Raw genomic sequence first — 23,025 nt, 5'->3', positions numbered from 1 at the left:
AACCGTGGAAGCGATTATAGATCGCTCGATACAAAACGCAAGGCGGAGGCAGTGACCCCGCCGGCGGCAGGGGCAAGGCAGGGTCAGCCGCCGATGGCCACCTGCCGCGCGGCCACGTTGCGCGCCAGCGCCGCGTCATGCGTGACCAGCATCAGCGCGCAGCCGCGCTCGGCCGTGGCCTCGACCATCAGGTCGATCACCTCGCGCTGCGTGAGCGGGTCAAGCCGCGACGTGGGCTCGTCGGCAAACAGGAAGACCGGGTCGACCAGCAGCGCGCGCAGCAGCGCAAACCGTTGCAGCTCGCCGCCGGACAGGGCCGTCGGCCGCCGCTCCAGCAGCGCCGGGCGCAGGTGCATGCGCGCCATCAGCGGGGCGATCCGGCTGGGCGGCATGCGGTGGCGCGCGCACAGATCGTGCAGCGCGCGGCCCATCGTGCGCGCCGGCGCAAAGGCCGAGGCAGGGTCCTGATACAGCTTCTGGAAGCGCTCGCGCGCCACCTGCGGCGCGCGGCGCACGGTGCCGGCATCGGCGGGCAGCAGGCCGAGCAGCACGTTGCCCAGCGTCGACTTGCCGCTGCCGCTCGGGCCCGTCACGGCCAGCCGCTCGCCGGCGCGCAGCGTCAGGTCGATCTGCCGGAACAGCGGCCGCCCGCCAAGCTGCTTGGCGAGGCCGCTGGCGTGCAGCACCGTGTCGCCCGTGGCGGGATGGGGCCGCGCCGGCCACGCGTCGGGCGCGGCGGCCAGCAGCGTGCCCGTGTACGGATGACGCGGCGCGTGCAGCAGGTCTGCGGCGGGCCCCTGTTCGACGATCTGGCCGTCGCGCAGCACGGCCACGTCGCCGCCCAGCGTGCGGGCCACGGCAAGGTCGTGGGTGATGGCCAGCACGGCGCAGCCCTCACGCAGCGCGGCCTGCAGCTGGGCGATGACCGCGTCGCGCCAGTGCGGATCGAGCCCCTTGGTCGGCTCGTCGACGATCAGCACCGGCGCGCGGCCGGCCCGCGTGATTGCCAGCGCCGCGCGCTGCGCCATGCCGCCGGACAGCGTGCCCGGCCAGGCGTCGCCGGCCTGCGGCATGCCCAGCGCGGCCAGATCGTGCGCGGATTGCTGCCACGCCGCGCGCCAGGACTGGCCGCCGACCAGCGCGTGCGTCTCCGCCAGTTGGCGGCCCAGCCGCATGGTCGGGTCCAGCGCCAGCGCGGGCTCCTGCGGCAGCAGCGCCAGCCGCCGGCCCCAGTCGGCACGGCGCCCGCGTACGTCCATCGCCGCGAATTGGCGCTCGCCCAGCGTGATCCGGCCGTCCGCGCGCAGCCCGCGCGGCAGCGTGCCGAGGATGGCGTGGGCCAGCAGGCTCTTGCCCGCGCCGCTTTCGCCGATCAGCGTCAGCGCGCGGCCGGCCACGAGGTTGAACGAGAACGGCCCGATGCGCGGCCCGGTGGCGCTGCCGACGGTGAGCGCGTCCACGCGCAGCAGGATGTCGCACGCCGGCGTCATGGCACGTCTCCCTGCGCGTCGTCGCGCCCGCTCAGTAGCACCAGCGCCAGCGTGGCCAGCGTCAGCACGACGATCGGGCCGGCGATGATCCACGGCGCCTCGGCCGCGTAGGGCAGCAGTTCGGTCATCATCAGTCCCAGTTCGGCCTGCGGCGGCTGCGCGCCGAGCCCGACAAAGCCCATGGCGGCCAGCGCCAGCACCGCCGCGCTGGCGCCAAAGCACATCAGCGTGGCCAGCAGCGGCAGCAGCGCGGGCAGCACGTGGTGGCGCAGGATGTAGGCCGGGCCGAAGCCGAGCAGCCGCGCCGCTTCCACATGCGGGCTGGCCAGCACCACGCGCGCGGTGGCGCTGGTCAGCCGGAAGTATTCGACCCAGAGCACCAGCGACAGCCCCACGTAGAGCGGCCAGTACGCGCCCGGCGCAAACGCGCTGAGCAGCAGCACCAGCAGCAGGCCGGGCAGCGCCAGCACCGTGTCGGCCAGCCCGTTGGCGATGCGCAGCAGCCAGCCGCCGCGCCACGCGGCAGCCAGGCCCAGCAGCGTGCCCGGAGTGGCCGCCGACAGCGCGCTGGCCAGCGCCAGCCCCAGCGACAGCCGCGTGGCACTGGCCAGCCGGGCCAGCATGCTGCGGCCCAGGTGATCGGTGCCCAGCGGCTCACCCCACGCCGGCCCCTGCAGGATCGCGTACAGGTCCTGCTCGAACGGCGCGCGCGCCGCCAGCCATGGCGCGGCCACCGCGAACGCCAGCAGGCAGAGCAGCAGGCCGATGCCCAGACGGCGGCGCGTCACCATGACGCCCCCCGCGCAACGCGCACGCGCGGATCGATCCACGCGCAGGCCAGGTCGACCAGCGCATTCAGCGCGACGAACAACAGCCCCATGACGATGGCCGTGCCCTGGATCATCGGAATGTCCCGCCCGAAGATCGCGTGGACCAGCGCATGGCCAATGCCGGGCCACGCGAACAGTGTCTCGATGACCACCACGCCCTCCACCAGGTAGACCAGTTGCACGCCAAGGTAGGCCACCAGCGGAATCGCGGCGTTGCGCACGCCATGACGGTACAGCGCCTGCGCGTCGCCCAGGCCCTTGGTGCGGGCAAACTGGAAGTAGGGCGCGGCCGTGACCGACGCCATCGCGTGGCGCGCCACGCGCATCGCCGTGGCCGACAGCCCCAGGCCCAGCGTCAGCGCCGGCAGCAGCAGCGTGCCGTGGGTGTCGTGGCCGCCGGCCGGCACGAGGTTCCATTCGATGGCCAGCACGCTGACCAGCACGATGCCCAGCACGAACGGCGGCAGCGCGCGCAGCAGCGCCGACGCCACCAGCGTGGCGCGGTCCGCCAGCCCGCCCGCGCGCAGCCCGGCCGCAAAGCCCAGCGGCACGGCGATGGCGCACGACACGGCCAGCGCGGCCAGCGCCAGTTGCAGCGTATGGCCGAGCTGATGCGCGATCTCGTCGGCCACGCGCGCGCCGGTCACCACGGACACGCCCAGGTCCAACCGCATTAGCTGGCTCCACCATTGCAGCAGCGCGTGCGTCCACGGCTGGTCCAGCCCCAGCTCCGCGCGCACGGCCTCGGCGGCGGCCGTGGTCACCATGTCGTAGCCATAGCGGCCGGCGGCGATGCGGTAGGCGATATCGCCCGGCAGCAGCCGCATCATCAGGAAGCCCAGCGTGCCGACCAGCGCGGCCACGACCAGCGCCTGCATCGTCCGCTGCAGCACGATGCGGCCGACCAGCGATCCGGGCGCCGCCATGGCGCGCAGCTGGTCCGAGGGTTCGCCCGGCAGGGCCGCCACGCGATCGGTCATCGGTTCCACTCCATCTGTGTCAGGCGGTACGTGCGTTCGAACGGGTCGATCGACACGCCGCGCAGTTGCGGGCTGGCCGCCAGGGTCTGGCGATACCAGACCACGGGAATCAGCGGCAGGTCGCGCTGCAGCGTGCCGGCGACGGTGCGGCGCAGCGCGGCCGCGTCGGCCTCGCTGGCGGCGGGCAGGGCGGCCAGTGCTTCGGTCACGTCGGGTGCGCGCCAGTGCATCGGACCCCAGTCGCCGCCGTCGCCGGCCGGGCCGCCAAGGTCCTGCGCCACGGTGCCGAAGGCGTCGGGCACCACGCCGTAGTTGCGTGACATCAGCGCCATCTCCAGCGAGCCGTCGCGGTGGCCCAGCGGAATCTCGCTGGAATTGCCGACCGCCACGCGCACGGCGATACCGACCTGGCGCAGTTGCTCCTGGATGGCCGTGGCGATGACCGGCAGTTCGGGGCGGTCCGGGAACGAGCGCAGCGTCAGGGCGAAGCGATCGTCGCCGCGCCGCAGCGTGCCGTCGGGCCCGGGGCGCCAGCCGGCGGCGGCAAGCAACGCGCGGGCGCGGGCCGGATCGGTCGGCAGCGGCGGCAGCGCCGGGTCGTGCCAGCCGGGCAGCGCGGGCGGGAACAACTGCGCCGCCGCCAGCGACCGGTCGCGCAGGATGGCCGTGGCGATGCCGGCACGGTCGAGCGCGAGCGACATCGCCTGCCGCACGCGCACGTCGGCCAGCAGCGGATGGGCCGCATTGAGCTTGAGCACGGTCGTGCGCGGCAGTGTCACCGCGTGCAGCCGCACGCTGGCGCGCTGCGCCAGCCGCACCACGCTGCCCGGATCGAGCCCGTAGGCCAGGTCGGCCTGGCCGCCCTCGGCCATCAGCGCGCGCATCTCGGCACGACCGACGGACAGGTAGCTGGCCCGCGCGATGGCCGGACGCGCGCCCTGCCAGCCGTCGAACGCGGCCACGGCAAAGCGCTGCGGCGGTTCCAGTTCGACGATCCGGTACGGCCCGCTGCCGACGATCGTGCGCACCGTGCCGTCTGGCCCGAACGCGGACGGCGCCAGCACCTGCGTGCTGCTGTGCGACAGCAGCGCCGGCAGCGGCGCGAAGGGCCGGGTCAGGCGGATGCGGATGGTTTCGGCGGGCGTGTCTGCCGCCGCGATGGCGGCGATCGGTGCCACGCCCAGCACGCCGGCCGCGTGGCGGGCGCGTTCCAGCGCCGCCGCCACGTCGGCTGCACGCACCGGCGCGCCGTCATGGAAGCGTGCGCCGGGGCGCAGCGTGAACGTCCACAGCAACTGGTCGGCGCTGACCGTCCACTGCCGGGCGAGCCCCGGCGCGGGGCGTCCGGCCGCGTCGTAGTCGACCAGCGTCTCGGTGACCTGCATCCGCGAGAACAGGTAGCCGTTGCGCAGCGGGTCGAGGCTGGACAGCTCCCACGGGCCGATCACGCGCAGCGTGCGGTCGGGCGCTACCGTGGCGCGGGCCGGCGCTGTGGCCAGCCACGGCGCCAGCGCGGCGGCGCCCAGCAGGCGGCGGCGCCGGGGGGATCGGGGCGGCATCGGCATCAGTAGCTGAGCCGCAGGCCCAGCCGCACCGTGCGGCCTTCGCCGGGGGCGATCCAGACGTTGCTGTACGAGCTGGCGTAGTAGGTGCGGTCGAACAGGTTGTTGACGTTCAGCGTCACGCGCACGGCCTTGCTGTACTGCCAGTAGGCCAGCACGTCGGCCAGCGTGTAGGCGGGCAGCGAGAAGGTGTCCTGCGTGTCGCCGCTGCGCGTGCCCACGTAGCGCACGCCGGCGCCCACGCCGTAGCGCTGTCCCACGGGCGCGCGGTCCTCGTAAATCGCCATCAGGCTGCCGCTGGTGCGCGGCACGTTGGCCAGCGGCGTGCCGGCGGCCAGCCGGGCGTCCTGGGTGACCTCGGCATCGGTGAACGCAAAGCTGCCGGTCACGCGCCAGTGGTTGCCGATGCGGCCGGCCACGTCCAGTTCCACGCCCCGGCTGCGGGCCTCGCCGGCGGCGATCTGGAACGACGTGTTGGCCGGATCGGTGGTCAGCACGTTGCGCTTGCGGATGTCGAACAGGGCCAGCGTGACCGTGGTGCGCTGGTCGGTGGAGACGTACCTGACGCCGGTTTCGGCCGCGCGGCCGTGCTCGGGCGAGAACGCGTCGCCGCTGGCGTCGCTGCCGGGGTTGGGCCGGAACGACTTGCTGGCGTTGGCGAACAGCGACACCGTGGGCGTGGCCAGGTAGGTCACGCCGATGCGGGGCGAGAACGCGGTCTGGTGCTGGCTGGCGGTGCTGGCGCGCAGGCGGTTGTCGAGCGACTGGTTGTAGATGTCGAAGCGCGCGCCGGCCAGCACGCGCCACCGGTCGCCCAGCCGAAGCTGGTCCTGCGCGTACAGGCCGACGTTGGTCTGGCGCTCGTAGGTGCTGGTGTTGGGCAGCAGCGACGGCGGCGTCTGGCCGTAGACCGGGTCGTAGATGTCGATGGCGTACGGCGCGGCCGCCGTGGGGTTGCGCCGCAGCATGACCTGGGTGTTGCTGAAGCGGTAGGTATCCACGCCCAGCAGCAGTTCGTGGCCCACCGGGCCGGTGTCGAAGCGGCCGGTCACGTCGGCCTGCAGCGACAGGTCGTCGGATTGGAAGTCGCGGTAGCGGCGCTGGCGCGTCAGCGTGCGGTTGTCGGGCAGCAGCGCGGTGGCCTCGGTGGAGTAGCCCTCCAGCGAACCGCCGCGGTAGGCCATGGCCACGCGGCCCTTCCACCGGTCGGAAAACTCGTGCTCGACCGAGAGCTGGTGTGACTGGCTGTCCAGCCGGATGTCGCCGTCGCCGGGCTCGCCCAGGAAGCGCGAGCGCGGCAGCGCGTCGAGCCGGCCCGCGACGGCCACGATGCCGCGGTCCAGCGGCACGGTGTAGCGCTGGAACTCGGCGGTGTACTGGATCACGGTGCGCGGGCCGAGCATCCACGTGAACGACGGCGCCAGCAGGAAGCGGCGGCTGTTGACGAAGTCGCGCGTGCTGCCGTCGTGCTCGGCCACGGCGATCAGGCGGCCGGCCACGTCCTGGCCTAGCGCGCCGGTGACGTCGGCCGACGCGCGGTAGCGGTCGTGGTTGCCCACCTCGAAGCCATAGGTCTGCGCCGGCTTGAACTGCGGCGTCCTGGTGACGAGGTTGATGACGCCGCCGGGGTCCGCGCTGCCGTAGAGCGACGATGCCGGGCCCTTCAGCACCTCGATGCGCTCGATGGTGGCCGTGTCGCGCGGGGCGGTGTAGCCGCGGTTGGCGGCAAAGCCGTTGACCAGGTAGCTCGCGCCAGTGTTCTCGTTGCCGGTGAAGCCGCGGATGGCGAAGTTGTCCCACAGGCCGCCCAGGTTGTTCTGGCGCGACACGCCGCTCACGTAGTCGAACGTGTCGTCGAGCCGGGTGGCCGCGGCGTCATCGATCAGCGTGCGCGGCACCACCTGTACCGACTGGGGCACCTCACGCAGCGGCGTGTCGGTGCGCGTGGCGCCGGTGGCGTAGGGCGTGGCGGCGGCGCGGACCGATACCTCGGGCAGGGTTTGATCCTCGGCGGCGCCGGCAAATGGCGAGGTGGCGGCGGTGGCGGCGAAGAGAAAGGCGGGCGGGAGGCGGCGTCCGGACATGGGCAGGCGAGGGCGGCGTTATTGCAACAGTGTTGCATTATTAACGAGACGCCCGCGTCACGCCAGCTTTTTTTGTCTTCAGCAAGGCCGGCATCGCGCCGGCCTTTTCCTTTGCCTGTCACCACACAGAAAGATTAAGCAAATGTGACGTTGTGGGAATTGTCTTACGAATGTTTCAGCAGCGGACTTCTGCTTTGGAAAGGTCGCAAAACATAACCTGCAACTACAGCAGGGCCACAACGCAATCCAGTGCAAGTCACACGGAGATTGCCGGGCCTGATCAGTATCCACCTCGAGAAAAGGAGCACGACATGATTGCAAAGAAGTGGCTGAGTGCAGCAGTTTGTTCGCTGATGGTTGCCGCCCCGGTGGGCGTGGCGTACGCACAGGCCGGCTCCAAGGCCGACTATGACGCCGCCGTGAAGCAGGCCGACGCGGACTACAAGACCGCCAAGAGCCGTTGCGACGGCCAGTCGGGCAACGCCAAGGACGTCTGCAAGGCTGAAGCCAAGCGCGACCACGACGTGGCCAAGGCCAACGCCGAAGCCAAGCGCGACGGCACCGAGAAGGCCCACGCCAAGGCCCTGAAGACCAAGGCCGACCGTGACTACGACGTCGCCAAGGAAATGTGCGACGACAAGAAGGGCAACGACAAAGACGTGTGCGTGAAGGAAGCCAAGGCTACCCACGAACGTGCCCTGAGCAGCGCCAAGGTCGAGAAGGCTGCCGCTACCGGCACCAGCACCGACGTGGCCGAGGCCCGCGCCGACGCCCGCAAGGACACCGCCGACGCCGCCTACAAGGCTGACAAGGAAAAGTGCGATGCCATGTCCGGCGATGCCAAGGACAAGTGCCAGGCCAACGTGAAGGCCAAGTACAACAAGTAATCCGTCATCCACAGTCCATCGCAAGGCGCCAGTCGGACGGCTGGCGCTTTGCATGATCCGCAGTCCACTGACACGAAGGAGCCAGATATGAACTGGGACCAGATCGAAGGCAAATGGGACCAAGCCAAGGGCAAGGTCAAGGAAAAGTGGGGCAAGCTGACCGACGACGACATCGCGGTCATCAACGGCAAGCGTGACCAGCTCGCCGGCCGTATCCAGGAACGCTACGGCTACACGAAGGAACAGGTCGAGGACGAGATGAAGGCCTGGGAGCGCGACACGCGCTGGTAAGCCACCGGGCCCGCAAGGGCCGGCTGGATGTCGTGCGCGGACACGCATGGCATGCACCAAGGGCGGCGGAGCTTCGGCTCCGCCGCTTTTCGTTTGTCTCCGCCCATGTCAACGGCTTGTCAAATTTGTAACGGCGTCAACGCGGAATATTTCGGCGCGTTACGAATGATTACGAGCGGGCCTGCTTCCCCACGACAAGAAAAAACGGCAGGCCGCCGGCTGCACCTGGCTTCGGGTCGCGGCACGCAGGGTCTACACCACGCGACCAGGTTCCGCAGAAGGACCGGCGCGCCAGACAGGGGAGCAGTCAGTCGTGCATGGGCCAGTATCGTGTCTGCAAGGGCTTGCAAAAGCCCGGGCAGGGGGAATCTTTGACTTTTTTCCGAGCCAGTACGTTTGTTACCTGACGGCCGTGGCGTCGGTTTCCAGGTTTTGTTATCCGGTGGGCAGCCGCAAATGGCTGTCGCGCCGCATCAAGCTCGTCGCGCTGTCGGCGCTGCACGGGCGGATCGCGCGGCCGTGGCTGCGGGCGGCGGCGTCGTGCGCGCTGCTGCAGCGCTTGGTGACCGCGCGGCCGGTGCTGCTGGAACGGCCTTACCGGCCGCTCGGCGCCAACGGACTGTGCTTTGCCGAGCGGGCGCGGCTGGTGCTCGATCACTACGCGGCCGTGCGCGACACGCTGCCCGTCTGCGTGTGCGACAGCGTCTACCTGTCCGGTGGCATGACACGGTCGTTTGCCGAGGGCGCCTACACGCTGCGGCTGGCCGATGCCGGACAGAACACGCGCGAGGGCGAGCTGGCGTTCTACTGGACCGATACGGCGACCGGCGCCTGCCTGTCGCAGCTCTCCTTCTATCTGCGGCGTGGCGCCGACGGCCCCGAGATCTACATCGGCGGCCTGCAGGGGCCGATGCATGACGCCAGCCTCGACTGGATCCGCGCGTCCACACGTGCCTGCGAAGGGCTGCGGCCCAAGGATGCGGTGATGCAGGCGCTGTTCGGCTTTGCCCGGCGCATTGGCGCGCGCCGCATCGTCGCGGTCTCGCGCGCCAACCACGTGGGACGGCACCGGCTGCACGCGCGGCAGATCCAGTGCGACTACGAAGGCTTCTGGGCCGAGTACCACGGCGTGGCGCTGCCGGATGGCAACATCGAGATGCCGGCGCAGCCGCCCGAGCGCGACATTGCCGAAATCGCCTCGAAGAAGCGGTCGGCGTGGCGGCGCAAGCAGGCGCTGGCGGCGTTGATCCGCGATACGGTGGCCGATGCGCTGCACCCGGCGTCCCACGCCGCCGGCAACGACGACGGCCTGCCGGCCATCGTCCCGGCCGCCTGATCCCTGGCGGCCTGCAGGGCAAAACGGCGCGGCGTAAACCCTAGTAGTCTAGCTACCTAGACTTTTACTAGAGTCCGGTATCGGCCCTCCCGCCACGCGTGCCGCGTGCGGCGGGGGGGGGCTGCCTGCCGCCACCGATGCCGGACGCCAACGAACTCCTTTCCCGCAGCCGCGAACCCGTCTACCTGCAGCTCGCCACGATCTTTCGTCGACAGATCGAAAGCGGCGCGTGGCAGCCGGGCGAGCAGATTCCGTCGCTCGACGCGCTGTGCCGCCAGTACGGCGTGGCGCGCATGACGATGCACCACGCGCTGTCCCAGCTTGATGCCGAGGGCCTGGTGGACCGCGCGCGCGGCCGGGGCACCTTCGTCAAGGCCGCCGGCCGGGCGCGCCGCCCGATGGCGCTGCCGACGAGCTGGCACGAAGCCGTGGCCGTGGGCGGCCAGCTATCGACCGAAGCCATTGTCGAGTCGACGGCCGACGTCAGCCTGCCCGCCGACCTGGGCATGCCCTGCGACTTTCGCCGGGCCGACGCCTACCACTTCCTGCACCGCGCGCACCGCGTGGACGGCCGGCCGTTCGCCGTGGGCGAGGTCTACATTGCCGCCGATGTCTTTGCGCGCGAGCCCGAAGCGTTCCGGCAGGGCGCGTCGGTGCCGGTGCTCGACCGGTTTCCGGGCCTGACGGTCAGCGCGGCGCGCCAGCGGCTGACCATCGTGCCGGCCGGCGCCGAGGCCGCGCGCGCGCTGGCGCTGGCCGTGGGCGCGCCGGTGGCCGAGCTGCGCCGCTTCGCGTGCGTGGACGACGTCATCGTCTATTACGCACGCATCGAATTCCCCACCGAGTACGTCTGCCTGGACTTCGACCTGCTCGCCAACCCTTCCTGACACCGCCAACCCGTACGGATACCCAGATGGAGACTCAAGACAAGATGAACGGCGCGGAAAGCCTGGTGAAGACGCTGCTGGCCTGCGGCGTGGACACCTGCTTTGCCAACCCCGGCACCAGCGAGATGCACTTCGTGGCCGCGCTCGACCGCATTCCCGGCATGCGCTGCGTGCTGGGGCTGTTCGAAGGCGTGGTCACCGGCGCGGCCGATGGCTACGCGCGCATGGCCGACAAGCCGGCCGCCACGCTGCTGCACTGCGGCCCGGGGCTGGCCAACGGGCTGGCGAACCTGCACAACGCGCAGCGCGCGCAGACGCCGATCGTCAACATCGTCGGCGACCAGGCCACCTACCATCGCCCGCTCGATGCGCCGCTCACGGCCGATACCGAGGGCTGGGCCCGCCCGGTGTCGGTCTGGACGCGCACCGCGACGCACGCGGCGTCGGTGGGTGCCGATGCGGCCGCCGCCGTGCAGGCCGCGCGCGGCGCGTCGGGCGGCATCGCGAGCCTGATCCTGCCGTCCGACGTGTGCTGGGACGACGGCGGCCAGGTGGCCGGGCCGCTGCCCGCGCTGCCGGTGCCGAAGGTGTCGCCCGATGCCGTGCAGAAGGCTGCGCGCGTGCTGCGCAGCGGCCAGCCGACGCTGATCGTGCTGGCCGGCGCGGCGCTGCGCGAAGCGGCGCTGGCCGATGCGCACCGCATCGCCGCCGCCACGGACGCGCGGCTGATCACGCCGATGTCGAACGCCCGCGTGACGCGCGGCCGGGGCCGGCTGGCCGTCGACCGCATTCCGTATTCAGGCGACGCGGCGCGCCAGAAGCTGGCTGGCATCCGCAACGTGATCCTGGTGGGTGCGCCGCCGCCGGTCACGTTCTTCGCGTATCCGGGCAAGTCGCCGCGCCCGTATCCCGAGGATGCGGTGATCCACGTGCTGGCCCGCGCCGAGGAAGACCTGGGCGAGGCGCTGGCGCGGCTGGCCGATGAAGTGGGCGCACGGGGCGCGGCGCTGCCCGCATCCACGCCCCCGGCCACGGAAGCTGCGCGCGGCGCGATCACGTCGGAAGCGGTGGCGCAGTCGCTGACCGCGCTGCTGCCCGAGCAGGCCGTGGTGGTGGAGGAAAGCGTGAGCTTTGGACGCGCGTTCTATCCGGGCACGGTGCACGCGGCGCCGCACGACTGGCTGCAGCTGACTGGCGGCGCCATCGGCGCGGGCCTGCCGCTGGCCACGGGCGCGGCCATCGCGTCGCCGGGCCGCCGCGTGGTGGCGCTGCAGGCCGACGGCTCGGGCATGTACACGCTGCAATCGCTGTGGACCATGGCGCGCGAGCGGCTGGACGTGACCGTGGTGCTGCTGGCCAACCGCAAGTACGCCATCCTGCTCGGCGAGCTGGCCGGCGTGGGCGCCAATCCCGGCAAGACGGCGATGGACATGCTGGACCTGGGCAACCCGGACCTGGACTGGGTGGCGATGGCCAACGGCATGGGCGTGGAGGCCGCGCGCGCCGATACGATGGACGCGTTCAACGACCTGTTTGCCAGCGCCAACCAGCGCAAGGGGCCGTTCCTGATCGAACTGGTGATCTGACCGCGCGCCGATCCACCTGATCCAGCGTCTTCCATTGTGGCAACCGTGGGCGCCCCCCAGCATGGGGGCACCCCAACGGCCACAACGGAGGTCATCATGAGGCAGGCATGGATTGGCTTGGCGGCGCTGGCGAGCCTGCCGGGCTTGCCCGGCTGCGTGCACACGCCACCGCCCACGCAGACGCTTACCGACGGCAGCAACAACATCGTCTGCAATTTCTCGCACCGGCTGCCCGACGACCCCATCGTCTATCCGGGCCAGCCGGGCATCTCGATGCAGCACGACTTCTTCGGCAACACCACGGCCAACGCGTACACCACGGCCAGCACGCTGCAGCGCGTGTCCGGCACGACCTGCGAGAACGCGGCCGATGCGTCGGGCTACTGGGCGCCGTCTCTGCGGCTGCCGGACGGCACGGTGGTGGCGCCGATGTACCAGAAGACCTACTACACGAACCAGGCCGTGCCTTCGAGCCGCCGGGTGACGGTGCGGCCGTTCCCGCTGGGGCTGCAGATGATGGTCGGCGACCATTCCGGCAGCGGGCCGAACCCGCGCGTCTCGTTCCTGTGCACGGGCCGGGGCTACACCAACACGATCCCGACCAACTGCAAGCCCGACCCGGAGACCGGCACGCAGTTCAACATCGGCATGAACTTCCCGACGTGCTGGGACGGCCGGACGCTGGCGCCGGTGATGGGCGGCCGCGACAACATGGCCTACCCGGACAACGACGGCAACTGCCCGGCCGGCTACCCGGTGCACCTGCCCGAGGTGAACATGAACATCGCGTACCGGCTGGGGCAGATCACGGACCTGACGAACGTGCAGCTTTCGCTCGATCCGGAGCTGGACGCGCAGGGCAACGTGGTGCGCCAGCGCTGGGGGTCGCTGTACACGGCCCATGGCGACTTCTTCATGGGATGGCGCGAGCAGGCGGCGCGGTTCATGGTGGGGTACTGCATGAACAAGGGCCGCGTGTGCAACCGGGAGGTGGCCTACGCCTATGACGAGGTGACCGAGGACGCCACCGTGCGCAGCGGCGACGCCACCAACCGGGGCGGGGAGCCCGCGCTGTACGCCGAGCAGGCCAGCGGCACGACGCCCGAGTCGACCATCTACATCAAGGTGCGCATCCCGTCGGGCGCGGCGGCGCTGCCGCCGGATTTCGCGGCGCGCTACGTGCTGCTGGTGGACGGCGGCAACGTGACCGACACGTCGGCCGTCAACATCCACGCGTACAGCGTGTCCACGGCGTGGTCGGAGCAGACGATCTCGGGCACCAACGCGCCGGCGTGCAGCGGCACCAGCGCCGCGCTCTACCTCGACAACACGATGCAGTACCGGGGCTTCACGGTCACCCAGGCCGTCAACGAGGCGCTGGCCGCCGGGCGGGACACCGTGGCGTTCTGCATCCGCGGCGCGGGCGCGGGGCGGGTGTTCCAGTTCAGCAGCCGGGAGAGCGCCAACAAGCCCGTGCTGTACCTGATCGCCGTGAATCCGCTGCCAAGCTGAACGTCAGCGGTCGACCTCGGCCCAGGCCGACATGGCCTGGCCGCCGGCGTCGTCGCCGGTCCAGAGCACGACCTTGCCCGGTGTGGCGGGGTCGTTCATGCCGCCGACGGTCACCGTGTCCTGGTGGAACAGCGGCGCCACGCCCCGGAAGCCGAAGCGGCGCACGCGGGCTTGGGGCCGGGCCTGCCGCAGCAGCTCCAGCGTCAGCATGGCCTGCAGCGGGCCATGGACGATCAGGCCCGGATAGCCTTCCACGTCGCGCACGTAGTCGAGGTCGTAGTGGATGCGGTGGCCGTTGAACGTCAGCGCCGAGAAGCGGAACAGCATCACCGGATCGGCCTGGAGCGTGCGGCCGAACTGCGCCGCATGCGGCAGGCGGGGGCGCGGCGGCTGGGGCTGGCCGCGCTCGGGCATCGCGCGGTAGACGATGTCGTGGCGCTCGGTCAGCCGGGTTTCGCCGTCGACCGTGTACTGGTGGTCCACGCCGACGAACCACAGCTCGCCGGTGCGGCCCGACTTGTGCTGGACATCGGCAATCGTCGACGTCTTGGTGACCGTCTCGCCGACCGACAGCCCCCGGTGGAACGTCAGCTCGCCGCCGGCCCACATGCGGCGCGGCAGCGGCACGGGCGGCAGGAAGCCGCCCAGCGCCGGGTGCCCGTCCGGGCCCAGCGTGTGCTGCGGCGCGCGCGGCAGGAAGTAGAGCCAGTGCCAGAGCGGCGGCAGCGGCTGAGCGGCGATGGCGGGGCCGTCGAGGTCGAAGGTGGCGGCCAGCGCGTGCACGGGTTCGGCGGCGAGCGTCTCGGTGCGCGTTTCCGAGCGGCCGATCCATTCGCGCAGGTGTTCGAGCGTAGGGGTGGTCATCGTGGCTCCAGGGGTCATCGGGCGGCGGGCAGCCAGTCGTTGACGTGCGCCTCGCGGTCCAGGCGCCAGACGCGCGCGATGATGGCGCGCATCTCGGCCTCGCTGGCGCCGTGGCGGAACGCGCCAAGCTGCACGGCCTTGGCTTCCAGTTCGGGCCGCGACAGCGTGTTGTCGGGGTCGCCCTTGGGCACGTCCACGCGGGCTTCGAGCGTGCGGCCATCGGTGGTGCGCACGGTCACGCGGCCAATCCACTGGCGCGGATAGGCGGCGTTGATCTCGTCGTCGAGCGCCATCGACACGCGGTTGCAGAACGCGGCGATGCGCGGGTCCTGCAGCGCGTGCTGCTCGAACTCGCCCAGGCCAGCGTGCGCATGCACGGCCACCAGGCCCAGCACCGTGCCCATCGAGAACTTGGCCTGGTGGATCGTGACCGGGTTGACCACGGGGCCGAGCACGTCGATGGCGCCCTGGTGCACGTGGGCCGTCACGGCGTCGATCTGGTCGGCCTGCAGCCCCTCGCGCAGCATCAGCGCCTTGAGCGCGTCGGCGGCGGGGTGGGTGTGGCGGCACGACGCGAAGAACTTGAACGACGTCTCGGCCGTGGCCCAGCGCGTGCCCAGCCCGTCGGTCAGCGCGGCGGGGTTGGCGTCGCTGGACATGCCGGCGGCCATGCCCTGCGCGCCTTCGAGGATCTGCTTCGCCCCGGTAAAGCCGGCGCGCGCCAGCCAGGCCGATTGCAGGCCGTCAGCGGCGGCCTTGGCCGTGTGGAGCTGCTTGGAATCGGCGGCATCGCGCAGGAATTCCCACAGGCCGGCGGCCTGCGTGCCGGCGGAGCCGAGCGCCTGGTTGATGCCTTCGGCGTCCAGCCCGTAGAGCTTGGCCACCGCCGCGGCGGCGGCCAGCGTGCCGACGGTGCCCGTGGTGTGGAACACGCGGTAGTGCGAGCGGCCCATGAATTCGCCGATGCGGATGCCGGCCTCGTAGCCGGCGATCGACGCCAGCAGCACGTCGGCGCCGGTCTTGCCCTCGGCCTGGGCCGCGGCCACCACGGCCGGGAACACCACGGCGGCCGGGTGCAGTACCGAGCCGTTGTGCACGTCGTCCTGCTCCACCACGTGCGACGACGCGCCGTTGATTAGCGCGGCGAAGTAGGGCGAGGTGCGGCGACGGTCGACAAAGACTTCGGCGTCGCCGGTGGACGGACCCATCGCGGCGGCGAATTCCTGGATGCGGCGGATGGCCGGGGCGTCCTTGCCGGCGATGGCGGACGCGATCCAGTCGAGGAACAGGTCCTGCGTGCGCGCCACCACGGGCGCGGGTACGTCTTCGAGCTTCAGGCGCGCCAGGAAGTCGCAGAGCTGGCGGGTCGGGTAGAGGTCGGTGGGCATGGGCAGTGGGGCGGAATCAGAACGAACGCGGCAGGTCGAGCACGTGCTCGGCCACGTAGGACAGGATCAGGTTCGTCGAGATCGGCGCCACCTGGTAGAGCCGGGTCTCGCGGAACTTGCGCTCGATGTCGTATTCGGCGGCAAAGCCGAAGCCGCCGTGCGTCTGCAGGCAGACGTTGGCCGCTTCCCACGAGGCATCGGCGGCCAGCAGCTTGGCCATGTTGGCTTCCTTGCCGCAGGGCTTGCCGGCGTCGAACAGCTGCGCTGCCTTGTAGCGCATCAGGCTGGCCGCTTCCACGTTGACGTAGGCGCGCGCGATCGGGAACTGCACGCCCTGGTTCTGGCCGATGGGGCGGTCGAAGACGATGCGCTCGCGGGCATAGCCGCTGGCGCGCTCGACGAACCAGTAGCCGTCGCCAATGCACTCGGCGGCAATCAGGATGCGCTCGGCGTTCAGGCCGTCGAGGATGTACTTGAGGCCGCGGCCTTCCTCGCCGATCAGGTTCTCGGCAGGGATTTCAAGGTTGTCGAAGAACAGCTCGTTGGTCTCGTGGTTGACCATGTTGCGGATCGGCTGCACGGTCAGGCCGTTGCCGATGGCCTCGCGCAGGTCCACGACGAACACGGACAGGCCCTCGGACTTCTTCTTCACCTGGTCCAGCGGCGTGGTGCGGGCCAGCAGCAGCATCAGGTCAGAGTGCTGCACGCGCGAGATCCACACCTTCTGGCCGTTGATCACGTACTTGTCGCCCTTGCGGACGGCGGTGGTCTTGAGCTTGGTGGTATCGGTGCCCGTGGTGGGCTCGGTGACGGCCATCGACTGCATGCGCAGTTCGCCCGAGGCGATGCCGGGCAGCCAGCGCTGCTTCTGGGCGTCGGAGCCGTGGCGCAGCAGGCATCCCATCACGTACATCTGGCCGTGGCAGGCGCCGGAGTTGCCGCCGTTGCGGTTGATTTCCTCCATGATCACGGACGCGGCCGTCAGCGGCAGGCCCGAGCCGCCATACGCCTCCGGGATCAGCGCGGACAGCCAGCCGGCCTGGGTCAGGGCCTGGACGAATTCCTCGGGAAAGCCGTTGTGTTCCTCGATCCGCTGCCAGTAGGCGGAGTCGAACTGCGCGCAGAGGTCGCGTACGGCCTCGCGGATTTCGGGGTAGAGCTGGTCGGGGTCCTGCGCTGCTTGCATGGCGATGTCCGGTCGATGTCGGGGAGTGGTGGCCATTATTCCCCGAGCCGCCCCGGCCGCCCTATTCGGATTTGCTGAAGCGCGGCTTTTGCGGGGCTTAGGGTTTGCCTGGGCCGGTCAGGGTTATCCCGTGGCTTTTCCGGCGCCGTGTCCAGCCTTCGGCAAATCGGAATTGTGTGCGGCGGCGTTTGCTTTCACGCTGGCACCTGGATGATTTCGCAGCCCGAACGAGAGACGCGCGACACGCGCGCAGACCGGAGACGACGCATGACCCGCATGATCCGCATGATCCCTTTCCCCACCCTGATCCCCCGGATGCCCGCCTGGCTGGCCTGGGCCGCCATGAGCGTGGCCGCCGTGGCGGTGACACCAGGCACGGCGCGCGCGGCCGACCCGTACCCGTCGCGGCCCATCACGATGGTGGTGCCTTTCGCGGCCGGCGGCCCCACCGACGTGGTGGCGCGCTCGGTGGCCGCGGCGATGTCGAAGTCGCTGGGCCAGAGCGTGGTGGTCGAGAACCGGCTGGGCGCGGGCGGCACGGTGTCGGCCGCCTACGTGGCCAAGTCCGCGCCGGACGGCTACACGATCCTGATCCACCACAACGGCATGGCCACCGCGCCGGCGCTCTATTCCAAGTTGCCCTACAAGCCGCTGACCGATTTTTCGTTCGTGGGCCAGGTGGCCGATGTGCCGATGACGCTGCTGGGCCGCCACGACCTGCCGGCCAGCACGCTGCCCGAGCTGGTCAGCTACATCAAGCAGAACCAGACCAAGGTGAACCTGGCCAATGCGGGGCTGGGCGCGGTGTCGCAGCTGTGCGGCATGCTGTTCCAGAAGGCGATCGGCGTGGACCTGCAGACCATCCCGTACCAGGGCACGGCGCCGGCGCTGACCGCGCTGCTGGGCGGGCAGGTGGACATCCTGTGCGACCAGACCACGCAGACGCTGCCCCATATCAAGTCCGGCAAGGTCAAGCTGTACGGCGTGACCACGACCGAGCGGATTCCGGCGCTGCCGGACACGCCGACGCTGCGCGAGGGCGGGCTGAAGGGCTTCGAGGTCAAGGTCTGGCACGGCATCTACGCCCCCAAGGGCACGCCGCCGGCCGTCATCGACAAGCTCAACGGCGCCCTGCGCGCGGCGCTCAAGGACCCGGCCGTGGTAACCCGCATGACGGAACTGGGCGCGGTGATCGTGCCGGCCGACAAGCAGACCCCCGAAGGACTGCACGCGTGGCTGGCATCGGAGATCGACAAGTGGTCGCCGATCATCAAAGCCGCGGGGGTGAAGGCGGATTGATGGGGTGAACCGGCCAGGGAGCAACGAGGCAGCGGCAACCGGTTTCTACACCGGCTGCCTTGCCGCTTCCGCCAGGTACTGGATCAGGGTTTCCGCGAACTGCGGCAGCTCGCGGCCCGGGCGGCGCACCAGGCGCAGCTCGCGGCGGGCCCAGTCGTCTTCCAGCTTGATGAAGCGCAGCACCTTGCGGCTGGCGTAGCGGCGCGCGCAGCTGTTCGGCACGATGGCGATGCCCGCGCCCGCTTCCACCATCCGGCACACCGCGTCGAAGCTGCCGACCTGAATGCGCAGGCTGATGCGCTTGCCCATGCCGCCGGCAATGCGGTCCAGAAACGACTGGATGGCCGATGACTGGTTCAGGCCCACGAAGCGGCAGGTATCGAGCAGATCGGCGAAATGCAGCGCCTTGAACGCCGGCAGCGCGTGGTTGACGGGCGCGATGACGATCAGTTCGTCGCTGCACAGGTGCATGGCGTCCAGGTCGGCCGTGGCCACTTCTCCGGCCACGATGCCCAGGTCGGCGGCGCCGGCGCCCACCGCCGAGACGATGTCGGCCGACAGGTGTTCTTCCAGCTCGACATCGACATCGGGGTTCTCGGACAGGAAGCGCGACAGCCCGTGCGCCAGGAACGAGTTGGTGGCCGTAGTGTTGGCCAGCAGCCGGACGCGGCCCTTGACGCCCTTGGCATAGGGCCGCAGGTCGGCGTGCAGGCATTCCAGCTGGCGGAACACCTCGCGGGCGTGGCGCAGCAGTTCGTCGCCGGCGGGCGTCAGGCGGACGCCCTTCACCTGGCGGATCAGCAACTGCGTCTGGAACGCTTCCTCCAGTTGCTTGATGCGGGAGCTGGCGGCGGGCAGGGACAGGAAGCTGCGCTCCGCGGCGCGGGTCAGGTTCTCGGTTTCCCCGACATTGAGGAAGAGGCGCAGGTCGGTCAGGTCGTAGTGCATGGGTTCAGCGGGCGTGAAGCCCGCTTTTGTCATTCGAGAATTCCACAAACGGCGCCGCCAATTTATCGTATCCGCCTCGGCAATAGAACGGGGGCCAGTCCGGACCCCGGTAATCCGGCAGCCAAGGAGGCAAAGATGAGTGGAATGATGGCAGGCAAGGTCGTGGTGGTGACGGGCGCGGGCGGCGGCATTGGCCGTGGCATCGCGCTGGGCATGGCCGCTGCCGGCGCGCGCGTGGTGGCGAACGACCTTGGCGTATCGATGAGCGGCGAGGGCGGCGACGCCGGCCCGGCGCAGCGCGTGGTCGAGGAGATCCGGGCCGCCGGCGGCGAGGCCGTGGCCAGCACCGACAGCGTGTCCACGTGGGCCGGCGCCAATGCCATCGTGCAGTGCGCGATGGACAATTTCGGCCGCATCGACGCCGTGGTCAACAATGCCGGCAACCTGCGCGACCGCATGTTCTTCAAGATGAACGAGGAGGAATGGCGGTCGGTGATCGACGTGCACCTGCACGGCACGTTCTTCGTCAGCCGGGCGGCGGCCAGCTATTTCAAGGACCAGGAGGGTGGGGCGTTCGTGCACATGACGTCGACCTCGGGGCTGATCGGCAACCTGGGGCAGGCCAACTACTCGGCGGCCAAGCTCGGCATCGCGGCGCTGTCCAAATCGATCGCGCTGGACATGCAGCGCTTCAACGTCCGGTCGAATTGCATTGCACCATTTGCCTGGAGCCGGATGACCAGCTCGATCCCGGCCGAGACGCCCGAGGAAAAGGCGCGCGTGGCCCGGCTGCAGAAGATGGAGGCGGGCAAGATCGCCCCGGTGGCGGTGTTCCTGGCCAGCGACGCGGCGCAGCAGGTGAACGGCCAGATCTTTGCCGTGCGCGCCAACGAGATCATGCTGATGAGCCAGCCGCGCCCGGTGCGCTCGGTCCATACCAGCGAAGGCTGGACGCCCGAGACCGTGGCCGAGATCGCCATGCCGGCCATGCAGGGCAGCTTCTTCAAGCTCGAACGCTCGCCCGATGTGATCAACTGGGATCCGATCTGATCCACCGGAGTCCCCCCGGGCGCCGCAGCCGCCGCATTCCACCCTGCGGCACCACACGCTGCGGCGCAGCAACGCCAGTGCGTGGCACGCAACCTGCTCATTCAGTCCTCATCTGGGCTTATTCGACTTTCGTGATGTCAGCCAGGCGTTTGGCGCCGGTCCCGCGCACCTCGACTGTGCGGCGTGGCGGGCCGGGACGCATGGCGGTGCATGCGCGCGCCCGGCAATGTGCGTGACGCGGGCTGGCACTCTCGCGCCGACAGTGCTGGTGCGACGCGCCGCGCGTGCGGCATCGGGTCGCATGCCGCGATGACGCCGGCGGCGACGTTGCAGTCCGGCAGACTTTCCATGTCGCGCACAGGGTCATGCGTGCATGATGGGGCGGCGGCGAACATGCCAGCGACGCTGGCTCGCCGTGCATGCGCGGCGCGCGCTTCGATATGCGAAAAGCGGGGGAAATCATGCGTTTGCACGATGCCGGCGGCGGCCGCGTTCATGCATCGCGCCGCGCTGACTGTAGGAGCGCAGCCGACAGTTGCTGTCAGATGTTTCCGGATTTGATGGGCCGTTACACAACACGCTGTGCATCATCCGCGCTTAAGGTGTAATGTGTGTCACAAGCATGGTCAATGGCCCGTCGCAGCGGGGTGATGACGCGAGGGTTCGGTGAACGGCGTGCATGTCATGAGCGTGCGTGTCGGCGACCGAACCGACCGGCAACAGAAGCGGTCAACTCCGGATTCACGTTCGCCGTTATTTGACTATGATGAAGTAAAGACTTCGCAACTTGGCAACTCCACCAGGCCGGGGTGGTGGACCAGCAAAGTTGCCGCGAAGATCTTAGGGGAGTAGAACTACCTTCGCCTCGGACGTGGGACTCTGACGGGAGTGAGGTATGGACATTTTTGGCCACTACGCCACGCGCTTCGAAGCTCGCAAGGAAGAGGAATACAGCATCCAGGAGTACCTGGAGATCTGCAAGAAGGATCCTACTGCCTACGCGACCGCTGCCGAACGCATGCTCGCCGCAATCGGACAGCCCGAACTGGTGGACACCCACCACGATCCGCGCCTGTCCCGACTGTTCTTCAACAAGGTGATCCGGGTCTACCCGGCGTTCCGCGACTTCTATGGCATGGAGGACACGATCGAGCAGATCGTCTCGTTCTTCAAGCACGCGGCGCAGGGCCTGGAAGAGCGCAAGCAGATCCTCTATCTGCTGGGGCCTCCCGGAGGCGGCAAGTCGTCGCTGGCCGAGAAGCTCAAGGCGCTGATGGAAGAGATTCCCATCTACGCACTGAAGGGCTCGCCCATCCATGAATCGCCGCTCGGCCTCTTCTCTCCGGAGGAGGACGGCAAGATCATGGAGGAAGACTATGGCATTCCCATCCGCTACCTGAATACCATCCCGTCGCCGTGGGCCGTCAAGCGGCTGCACGAGTTCAACGGGGACATCACCAAGTTCCGCGTGGTGAAGCTGCGGCCGTCGGTGCTGGCGCAGATTGCCATCTCCAAGACCGAGCCGGGCGACGAAAACAACCAGGACATCTCGTCGCTGGTGGGCAAGGTCGACATCCGCAAGCTGGAAGACTTTCCGCAGGACGATCCGGACGCGTACTCGTATTCGGGCGGGCTCTGCCTGGCCAACCGCGGCCTGCTGGAGTTCGTGGAAATGTTCAAGGCACCGATCAAGGTGCTGCACCCGCTGCTGACCGCCACGCAGGAAGGCAACTACAAGGGCACGGAAGGCTTTGGCGCGATTCCGTTCGATGGCGTCATCCTGGCCCACTCGAACGAGGCCGAATGGCAGACGTTCAAGGCGGACAAGAACAACGAGGCATTCCTGGACCGGATCTACATCGTCAAGGTGCCGTACTGCCTGCGCGTGTCCGACGAGGTGAAGATCTACGACAAGCTGCTGCGCAGCAGTTCGCTGTCGGCCGCGCCCAACGCCCCGAACACGCTGAAGATGATGGCGCAGTTCGCGGTGCTCACGCGGATCAAGGAGCCCGAGAACTCGAACATCTTCTCGAAGATGCGCGTCTACGACGGCGAAAGCCTCAAGGATGTGGACCCGAAGGCCAAGTCGTACCAGGAGTACCGCGACTACGCCGGCATCGACGAGGGCATGAACGGGTTGTCCACGCGCTTCGCGTTCAAGGTGCTGTCCAAAGTCTTCAACTTCGACAACACCGAGGTGGCCGCCAATCCGGTGCACCTGCTCTACGTGCTCGAACAGCAGATCGAGCGCGAGCAGTTTCCGCCGGAGCAGGAAGCCAAGCTGATGTCGTACATCAAGGAGTACCTGACCACGCCTTATGTGGAGTTCATCGGCAAGGAGATCCAGACGGCGTACCTGGAGTCGTATTCCGAGTACGGGCAGAACATATTCGACCGCTACGTGGTGTTTGCCGACCTGTGGATCCAGGACCAGGAGTACCGCGATCCGAACACCGGTGAAATCCTTGACCGCAACGCACTGAACGACGAGCTCGAAAAGGTGGAGAAGCCGGCGGGCATCTCGAACCCTAAGGACTTCCGCAACGAGATCGTCAACTTCGTGCTGCGGGCGCGTGCCAACAATGGAGGCAAGAACCCGGTCTGGACCAGCTACGAGAAGCTGCGGATGGTGATCGAGAAGCGCATGTTCTCCACCACGGAGGACCTGCTGCCGGTGATCTCGTTCAACGCGAAGTCGTCGCGGGAGGACCAGGACAAGCACGAGAACTTCGTCAACCGCATGGTTGAGAAAGGCTATACACCCAAGCAGGTTCGGCTTCTGGTGGAGTGGTATCTGCGCGTCAGGAAATCGTCGTAATCACACCGGACGCGGTCTTTTTCCACG

General features: G+C 69.3%; 19 protein-coding genes. 9 read left to right on the top strand and 10 right to left on the bottom strand.

Translation table 11 applies throughout. The features are described from left to right. Nucleotides 1-83: 83 nt before the first annotated feature. The 5 genes from EPAKOI_RS23940 to EPAKOI_RS23920 are packed head-to-tail and all read right to left on the bottom strand — an operon-like array spanning nt 84 to nt 6,946. Nucleotides 84-1,490, bottom strand: coding sequence for an ABC transporter ATP-binding protein (locus EPAKOI_RS23940; protein ID WP_423193898.1), 1,407 nt, complete (start codon nt 1,488-1,490; stop codon nt 84-86). Continuing rightward, a complete protein-coding gene (locus tag EPAKOI_RS23935; RefSeq protein ID WP_423193897.1) occupies nt 1,487-2,281 on the bottom strand; it encodes an ABC transporter permease in 795 nt (264 codons plus the stop codon). Before EPAKOI_RS23935 ends, EPAKOI_RS23940 begins: the two co-directional genes overlap by 4 nt. Continuing rightward, nucleotides 2,275-3,300 carry an ABC transporter permease gene (locus EPAKOI_RS23930; protein WP_423193896.1) on the bottom strand — a complete coding sequence of 342 codons (1,026 nt, stop codon included), beginning with the start codon at nt 3,298-3,300 and terminating at the stop codon, nt 2,275-2,277. The genes EPAKOI_RS23935 and EPAKOI_RS23930 overlap by 7 nt, the downstream gene beginning before the upstream one ends. After that, nucleotides 3,297-4,859, bottom strand: coding sequence for an ABC transporter substrate-binding protein (locus EPAKOI_RS23925; protein WP_423193895.1), 1,563 nt, complete (start codon nt 4,857-4,859; stop codon nt 3,297-3,299). The genes EPAKOI_RS23930 and EPAKOI_RS23925 overlap by 4 nt, the downstream gene beginning before the upstream one ends. Before the next feature lie 5 nt (nt 4,860-4,864). Next, nucleotides 4,865-6,946: a TonB-dependent siderophore receptor gene (locus tag EPAKOI_RS23920; RefSeq protein ID WP_423193894.1), complete on the bottom strand. Its 2,082-nt coding sequence runs from the start codon at nt 6,944-6,946 to the stop codon at nt 4,865-4,867. Between the two features lie 314 nt (nt 6,947-7,260). Here EPAKOI_RS23920 and EPAKOI_RS23915 point away from each other — a divergent pair, with 314 nt between their 5' ends. From EPAKOI_RS23915 to EPAKOI_RS23890, 6 genes are all read left to right on the top strand, one after another. Continuing rightward, the gene (locus EPAKOI_RS23915; RefSeq protein ID WP_124686696.1) at nt 7,261-7,833 is read left to right on the top strand and encodes a hypothetical protein; all 573 of its coding nucleotides are present in this window, start codon (nt 7,261-7,263) and stop codon (nt 7,831-7,833) included. An 87-nt stretch (nt 7,834-7,920) separates the two neighbouring features. After that, a complete protein-coding gene (locus EPAKOI_RS23910) occupies nt 7,921-8,124 on the top strand; it encodes a CsbD family protein (RefSeq protein WP_124685537.1) in 204 nt (67 codons plus the stop codon). Between the two features lie 442 nt (nt 8,125-8,566). Then, nucleotides 8,567-9,460 (top strand): DUF535 family protein, encoded by an 894-nt coding sequence (locus EPAKOI_RS23905; RefSeq protein ID WP_423193893.1) that lies wholly within the window; start codon nt 8,567-8,569, stop codon nt 9,458-9,460. A gap of 137 nt (nt 9,461-9,597) precedes the next feature. Continuing rightward, a complete protein-coding gene (locus EPAKOI_RS23900; protein ID WP_423193892.1) occupies nt 9,598-10,347 on the top strand; it encodes a GntR family transcriptional regulator in 750 nt (249 codons plus the stop codon). Nucleotides 10,348-10,391: 44 nt separating this feature from the next. Beyond that, nucleotides 10,392-11,933: an acetolactate synthase large subunit gene (locus tag EPAKOI_RS23895; protein WP_423194568.1), complete on the top strand. Its 1,542-nt coding sequence runs from the start codon at nt 10,392-10,394 to the stop codon at nt 11,931-11,933. Nucleotides 11,934-12,029: 96 nt separating this feature from the next. Beyond that, the gene (locus EPAKOI_RS23890) at nt 12,030-13,445 is read left to right on the top strand and encodes a DUF1996 domain-containing protein (protein WP_423193891.1); all 1,416 of its coding nucleotides are present in this window, start codon (nt 12,030-12,032) and stop codon (nt 13,443-13,445) included. A gap of 3 nt (nt 13,446-13,448) precedes the next feature. Here EPAKOI_RS23890 and EPAKOI_RS23885 read toward each other — a convergent pair whose 3' ends face one another. The 3 genes from EPAKOI_RS23885 to EPAKOI_RS23875 are packed head-to-tail and all read right to left on the bottom strand — an operon-like array spanning nt 13,449 to nt 16,883. Then, entirely contained in the window at nt 13,449-14,309 is an 861-nt protein-coding gene (locus EPAKOI_RS23885) for an FAS1-like dehydratase domain-containing protein (RefSeq protein ID WP_423193890.1), read from the bottom strand. 14 nt (nt 14,310-14,323) lie between these two features. After that, on the bottom strand, nt 14,324-15,697 hold the full coding sequence (locus EPAKOI_RS23880; protein WP_423193889.1) for an MmgE/PrpD family protein: 1,374 nt from the start codon (nt 15,695-15,697) through the stop codon (nt 14,324-14,326). A 16-nt stretch (nt 15,698-15,713) separates the two neighbouring features. Continuing rightward, the gene (locus tag EPAKOI_RS23875) at nt 15,714-16,883 is read right to left on the bottom strand and encodes an acyl-CoA dehydrogenase family protein (protein WP_124685531.1); all 1,170 of its coding nucleotides are present in this window, start codon (nt 16,881-16,883) and stop codon (nt 15,714-15,716) included. A 267-nt stretch (nt 16,884-17,150) separates the two neighbouring features. On the opposite strand from EPAKOI_RS23875, the gene EPAKOI_RS23870 reads away from it, so the two are divergent. Further along, entirely contained in the window at nt 17,151-18,182 is a 1,032-nt protein-coding gene (locus EPAKOI_RS23870; protein ID WP_423193888.1) for a tripartite tricarboxylate transporter substrate-binding protein, read from the top strand. Between the two features lie 45 nt (nt 18,183-18,227). Here the strand turns inward: EPAKOI_RS23870 and EPAKOI_RS23865 are convergent, their stop codons facing one another. Next, nucleotides 18,228-19,130 carry a LysR substrate-binding domain-containing protein gene (locus EPAKOI_RS23865; RefSeq protein ID WP_313839220.1) on the bottom strand — a complete coding sequence of 301 codons (903 nt, stop codon included), beginning with the start codon at nt 19,128-19,130 and terminating at the stop codon, nt 18,228-18,230. Nucleotides 19,131-19,265: 135 nt separating this feature from the next. Between EPAKOI_RS23865 and EPAKOI_RS23860 the strand changes: the two genes are divergently transcribed. Further along, on the top strand, nt 19,266-20,180 hold the full coding sequence (locus tag EPAKOI_RS23860) for an SDR family NAD(P)-dependent oxidoreductase (RefSeq protein WP_124685530.1): 915 nt from the start codon (nt 19,266-19,268) through the stop codon (nt 20,178-20,180). A 137-nt stretch (nt 20,181-20,317) separates the two neighbouring features. Here the strand turns inward: EPAKOI_RS23860 and EPAKOI_RS23855 are convergent, their stop codons facing one another. After that, nucleotides 20,318-20,677 carry a hypothetical protein gene (locus tag EPAKOI_RS23855; protein ID WP_423193887.1) on the bottom strand — a complete coding sequence of 120 codons (360 nt, stop codon included), beginning with the start codon at nt 20,675-20,677 and terminating at the stop codon, nt 20,318-20,320. A 398-nt stretch (nt 20,678-21,075) separates the two neighbouring features. Between EPAKOI_RS23855 and EPAKOI_RS23850 the strand changes: the two genes are divergently transcribed. After that, entirely contained in the window at nt 21,076-22,998 is a 1,923-nt protein-coding gene (locus EPAKOI_RS23850; RefSeq protein WP_124685528.1) for a PrkA family serine protein kinase, read from the top strand. Nucleotides 22,999-23,025: the final 27 nt, after the last annotated feature.

It is taken from the genome of Cupriavidus sp. H18C2, assembly GCF_049393795.1.
Classification (GTDB): Bacteria; Pseudomonadota; Gammaproteobacteria; order Burkholderiales; family Burkholderiaceae; genus Cupriavidus; species Cupriavidus pauculus_C.
The sequence above is the reverse complement of the archived record's forward strand: the minus strand, read 5'-3'. Positions and strand labels throughout refer to the sequence as shown.

What these genes read in the sequence shown, in the direction of transcription:
- EPAKOI_RS23940 (WP_423193898.1), bottom strand. Translation starts at nt 1,490, where the DNA reads ATGACGCCGGCGTGCGACATCCTGCTGCGCGTGGACGCGCTCACCGTC.
- EPAKOI_RS23935 (WP_423193897.1), bottom strand. Translation starts at nt 2,281, where the DNA reads ATGGTGACGCGCCGCCGTCTGGGCATCGGCCTGCTGCTCTGCCTGCTG.
- EPAKOI_RS23930 (WP_423193896.1), bottom strand. Translation starts at nt 3,300, where the DNA reads ATGACCGATCGCGTGGCGGCCCTGCCGGGCGAACCCTCGGACCAGCTG.
- EPAKOI_RS23925 (WP_423193895.1), bottom strand. Translation starts at nt 4,859, where the DNA reads ATGCCGCCCCGATCCCCCCGGCGCCGCCGCCTGCTGGGCGCCGCCGCG.
- EPAKOI_RS23920 (WP_423193894.1), bottom strand. Translation starts at nt 6,946, where the DNA reads ATGTCCGGACGCCGCCTCCCGCCCGCCTTTCTCTTCGCCGCCACCGCC.
- EPAKOI_RS23910 (WP_124685537.1), top strand. Translation starts at nt 7,921, where the DNA reads ATGAACTGGGACCAGATCGAAGGCAAATGGGACCAAGCCAAGGGCAAG.
- EPAKOI_RS23900 (WP_423193892.1), top strand. Translation starts at nt 9,598, where the DNA reads ATGCCGGACGCCAACGAACTCCTTTCCCGCAGCCGCGAACCCGTCTAC.
- EPAKOI_RS23895 (WP_423194568.1), top strand. Translation starts at nt 10,392, where the DNA reads ATGAACGGCGCGGAAAGCCTGGTGAAGACGCTGCTGGCCTGCGGCGTG.
- EPAKOI_RS23890 (WP_423193891.1), top strand. Translation starts at nt 12,030, where the DNA reads ATGAGGCAGGCATGGATTGGCTTGGCGGCGCTGGCGAGCCTGCCGGGC.
- EPAKOI_RS23885 (WP_423193890.1), bottom strand. Translation starts at nt 14,309, where the DNA reads ATGACCACCCCTACGCTCGAACACCTGCGCGAATGGATCGGCCGCTCG.
- EPAKOI_RS23880 (WP_423193889.1), bottom strand. Translation starts at nt 15,697, where the DNA reads ATGCCCACCGACCTCTACCCGACCCGCCAGCTCTGCGACTTCCTGGCG.
- EPAKOI_RS23875 (WP_124685531.1), bottom strand. Translation starts at nt 16,883, where the DNA reads ATGCAAGCAGCGCAGGACCCCGACCAGCTCTACCCCGAAATCCGCGAG.
- EPAKOI_RS23870 (WP_423193888.1), top strand. Translation starts at nt 17,151, where the DNA reads ATGACCCGCATGATCCGCATGATCCCTTTCCCCACCCTGATCCCCCGG.
- EPAKOI_RS23865 (WP_313839220.1), bottom strand. Translation starts at nt 19,130, where the DNA reads ATGCACTACGACCTGACCGACCTGCGCCTCTTCCTCAATGTCGGGGAA.
- EPAKOI_RS23860 (WP_124685530.1), top strand. Translation starts at nt 19,266, where the DNA reads ATGAGTGGAATGATGGCAGGCAAGGTCGTGGTGGTGACGGGCGCGGGC.
- EPAKOI_RS23855 (WP_423193887.1), bottom strand. Translation starts at nt 20,677, where the DNA reads ATGAACGCGGCCGCCGCCGGCATCGTGCAAACGCATGATTTCCCCCGC.
- EPAKOI_RS23850 (WP_124685528.1), top strand. Translation starts at nt 21,076, where the DNA reads ATGGACATTTTTGGCCACTACGCCACGCGCTTCGAAGCTCGCAAGGAA.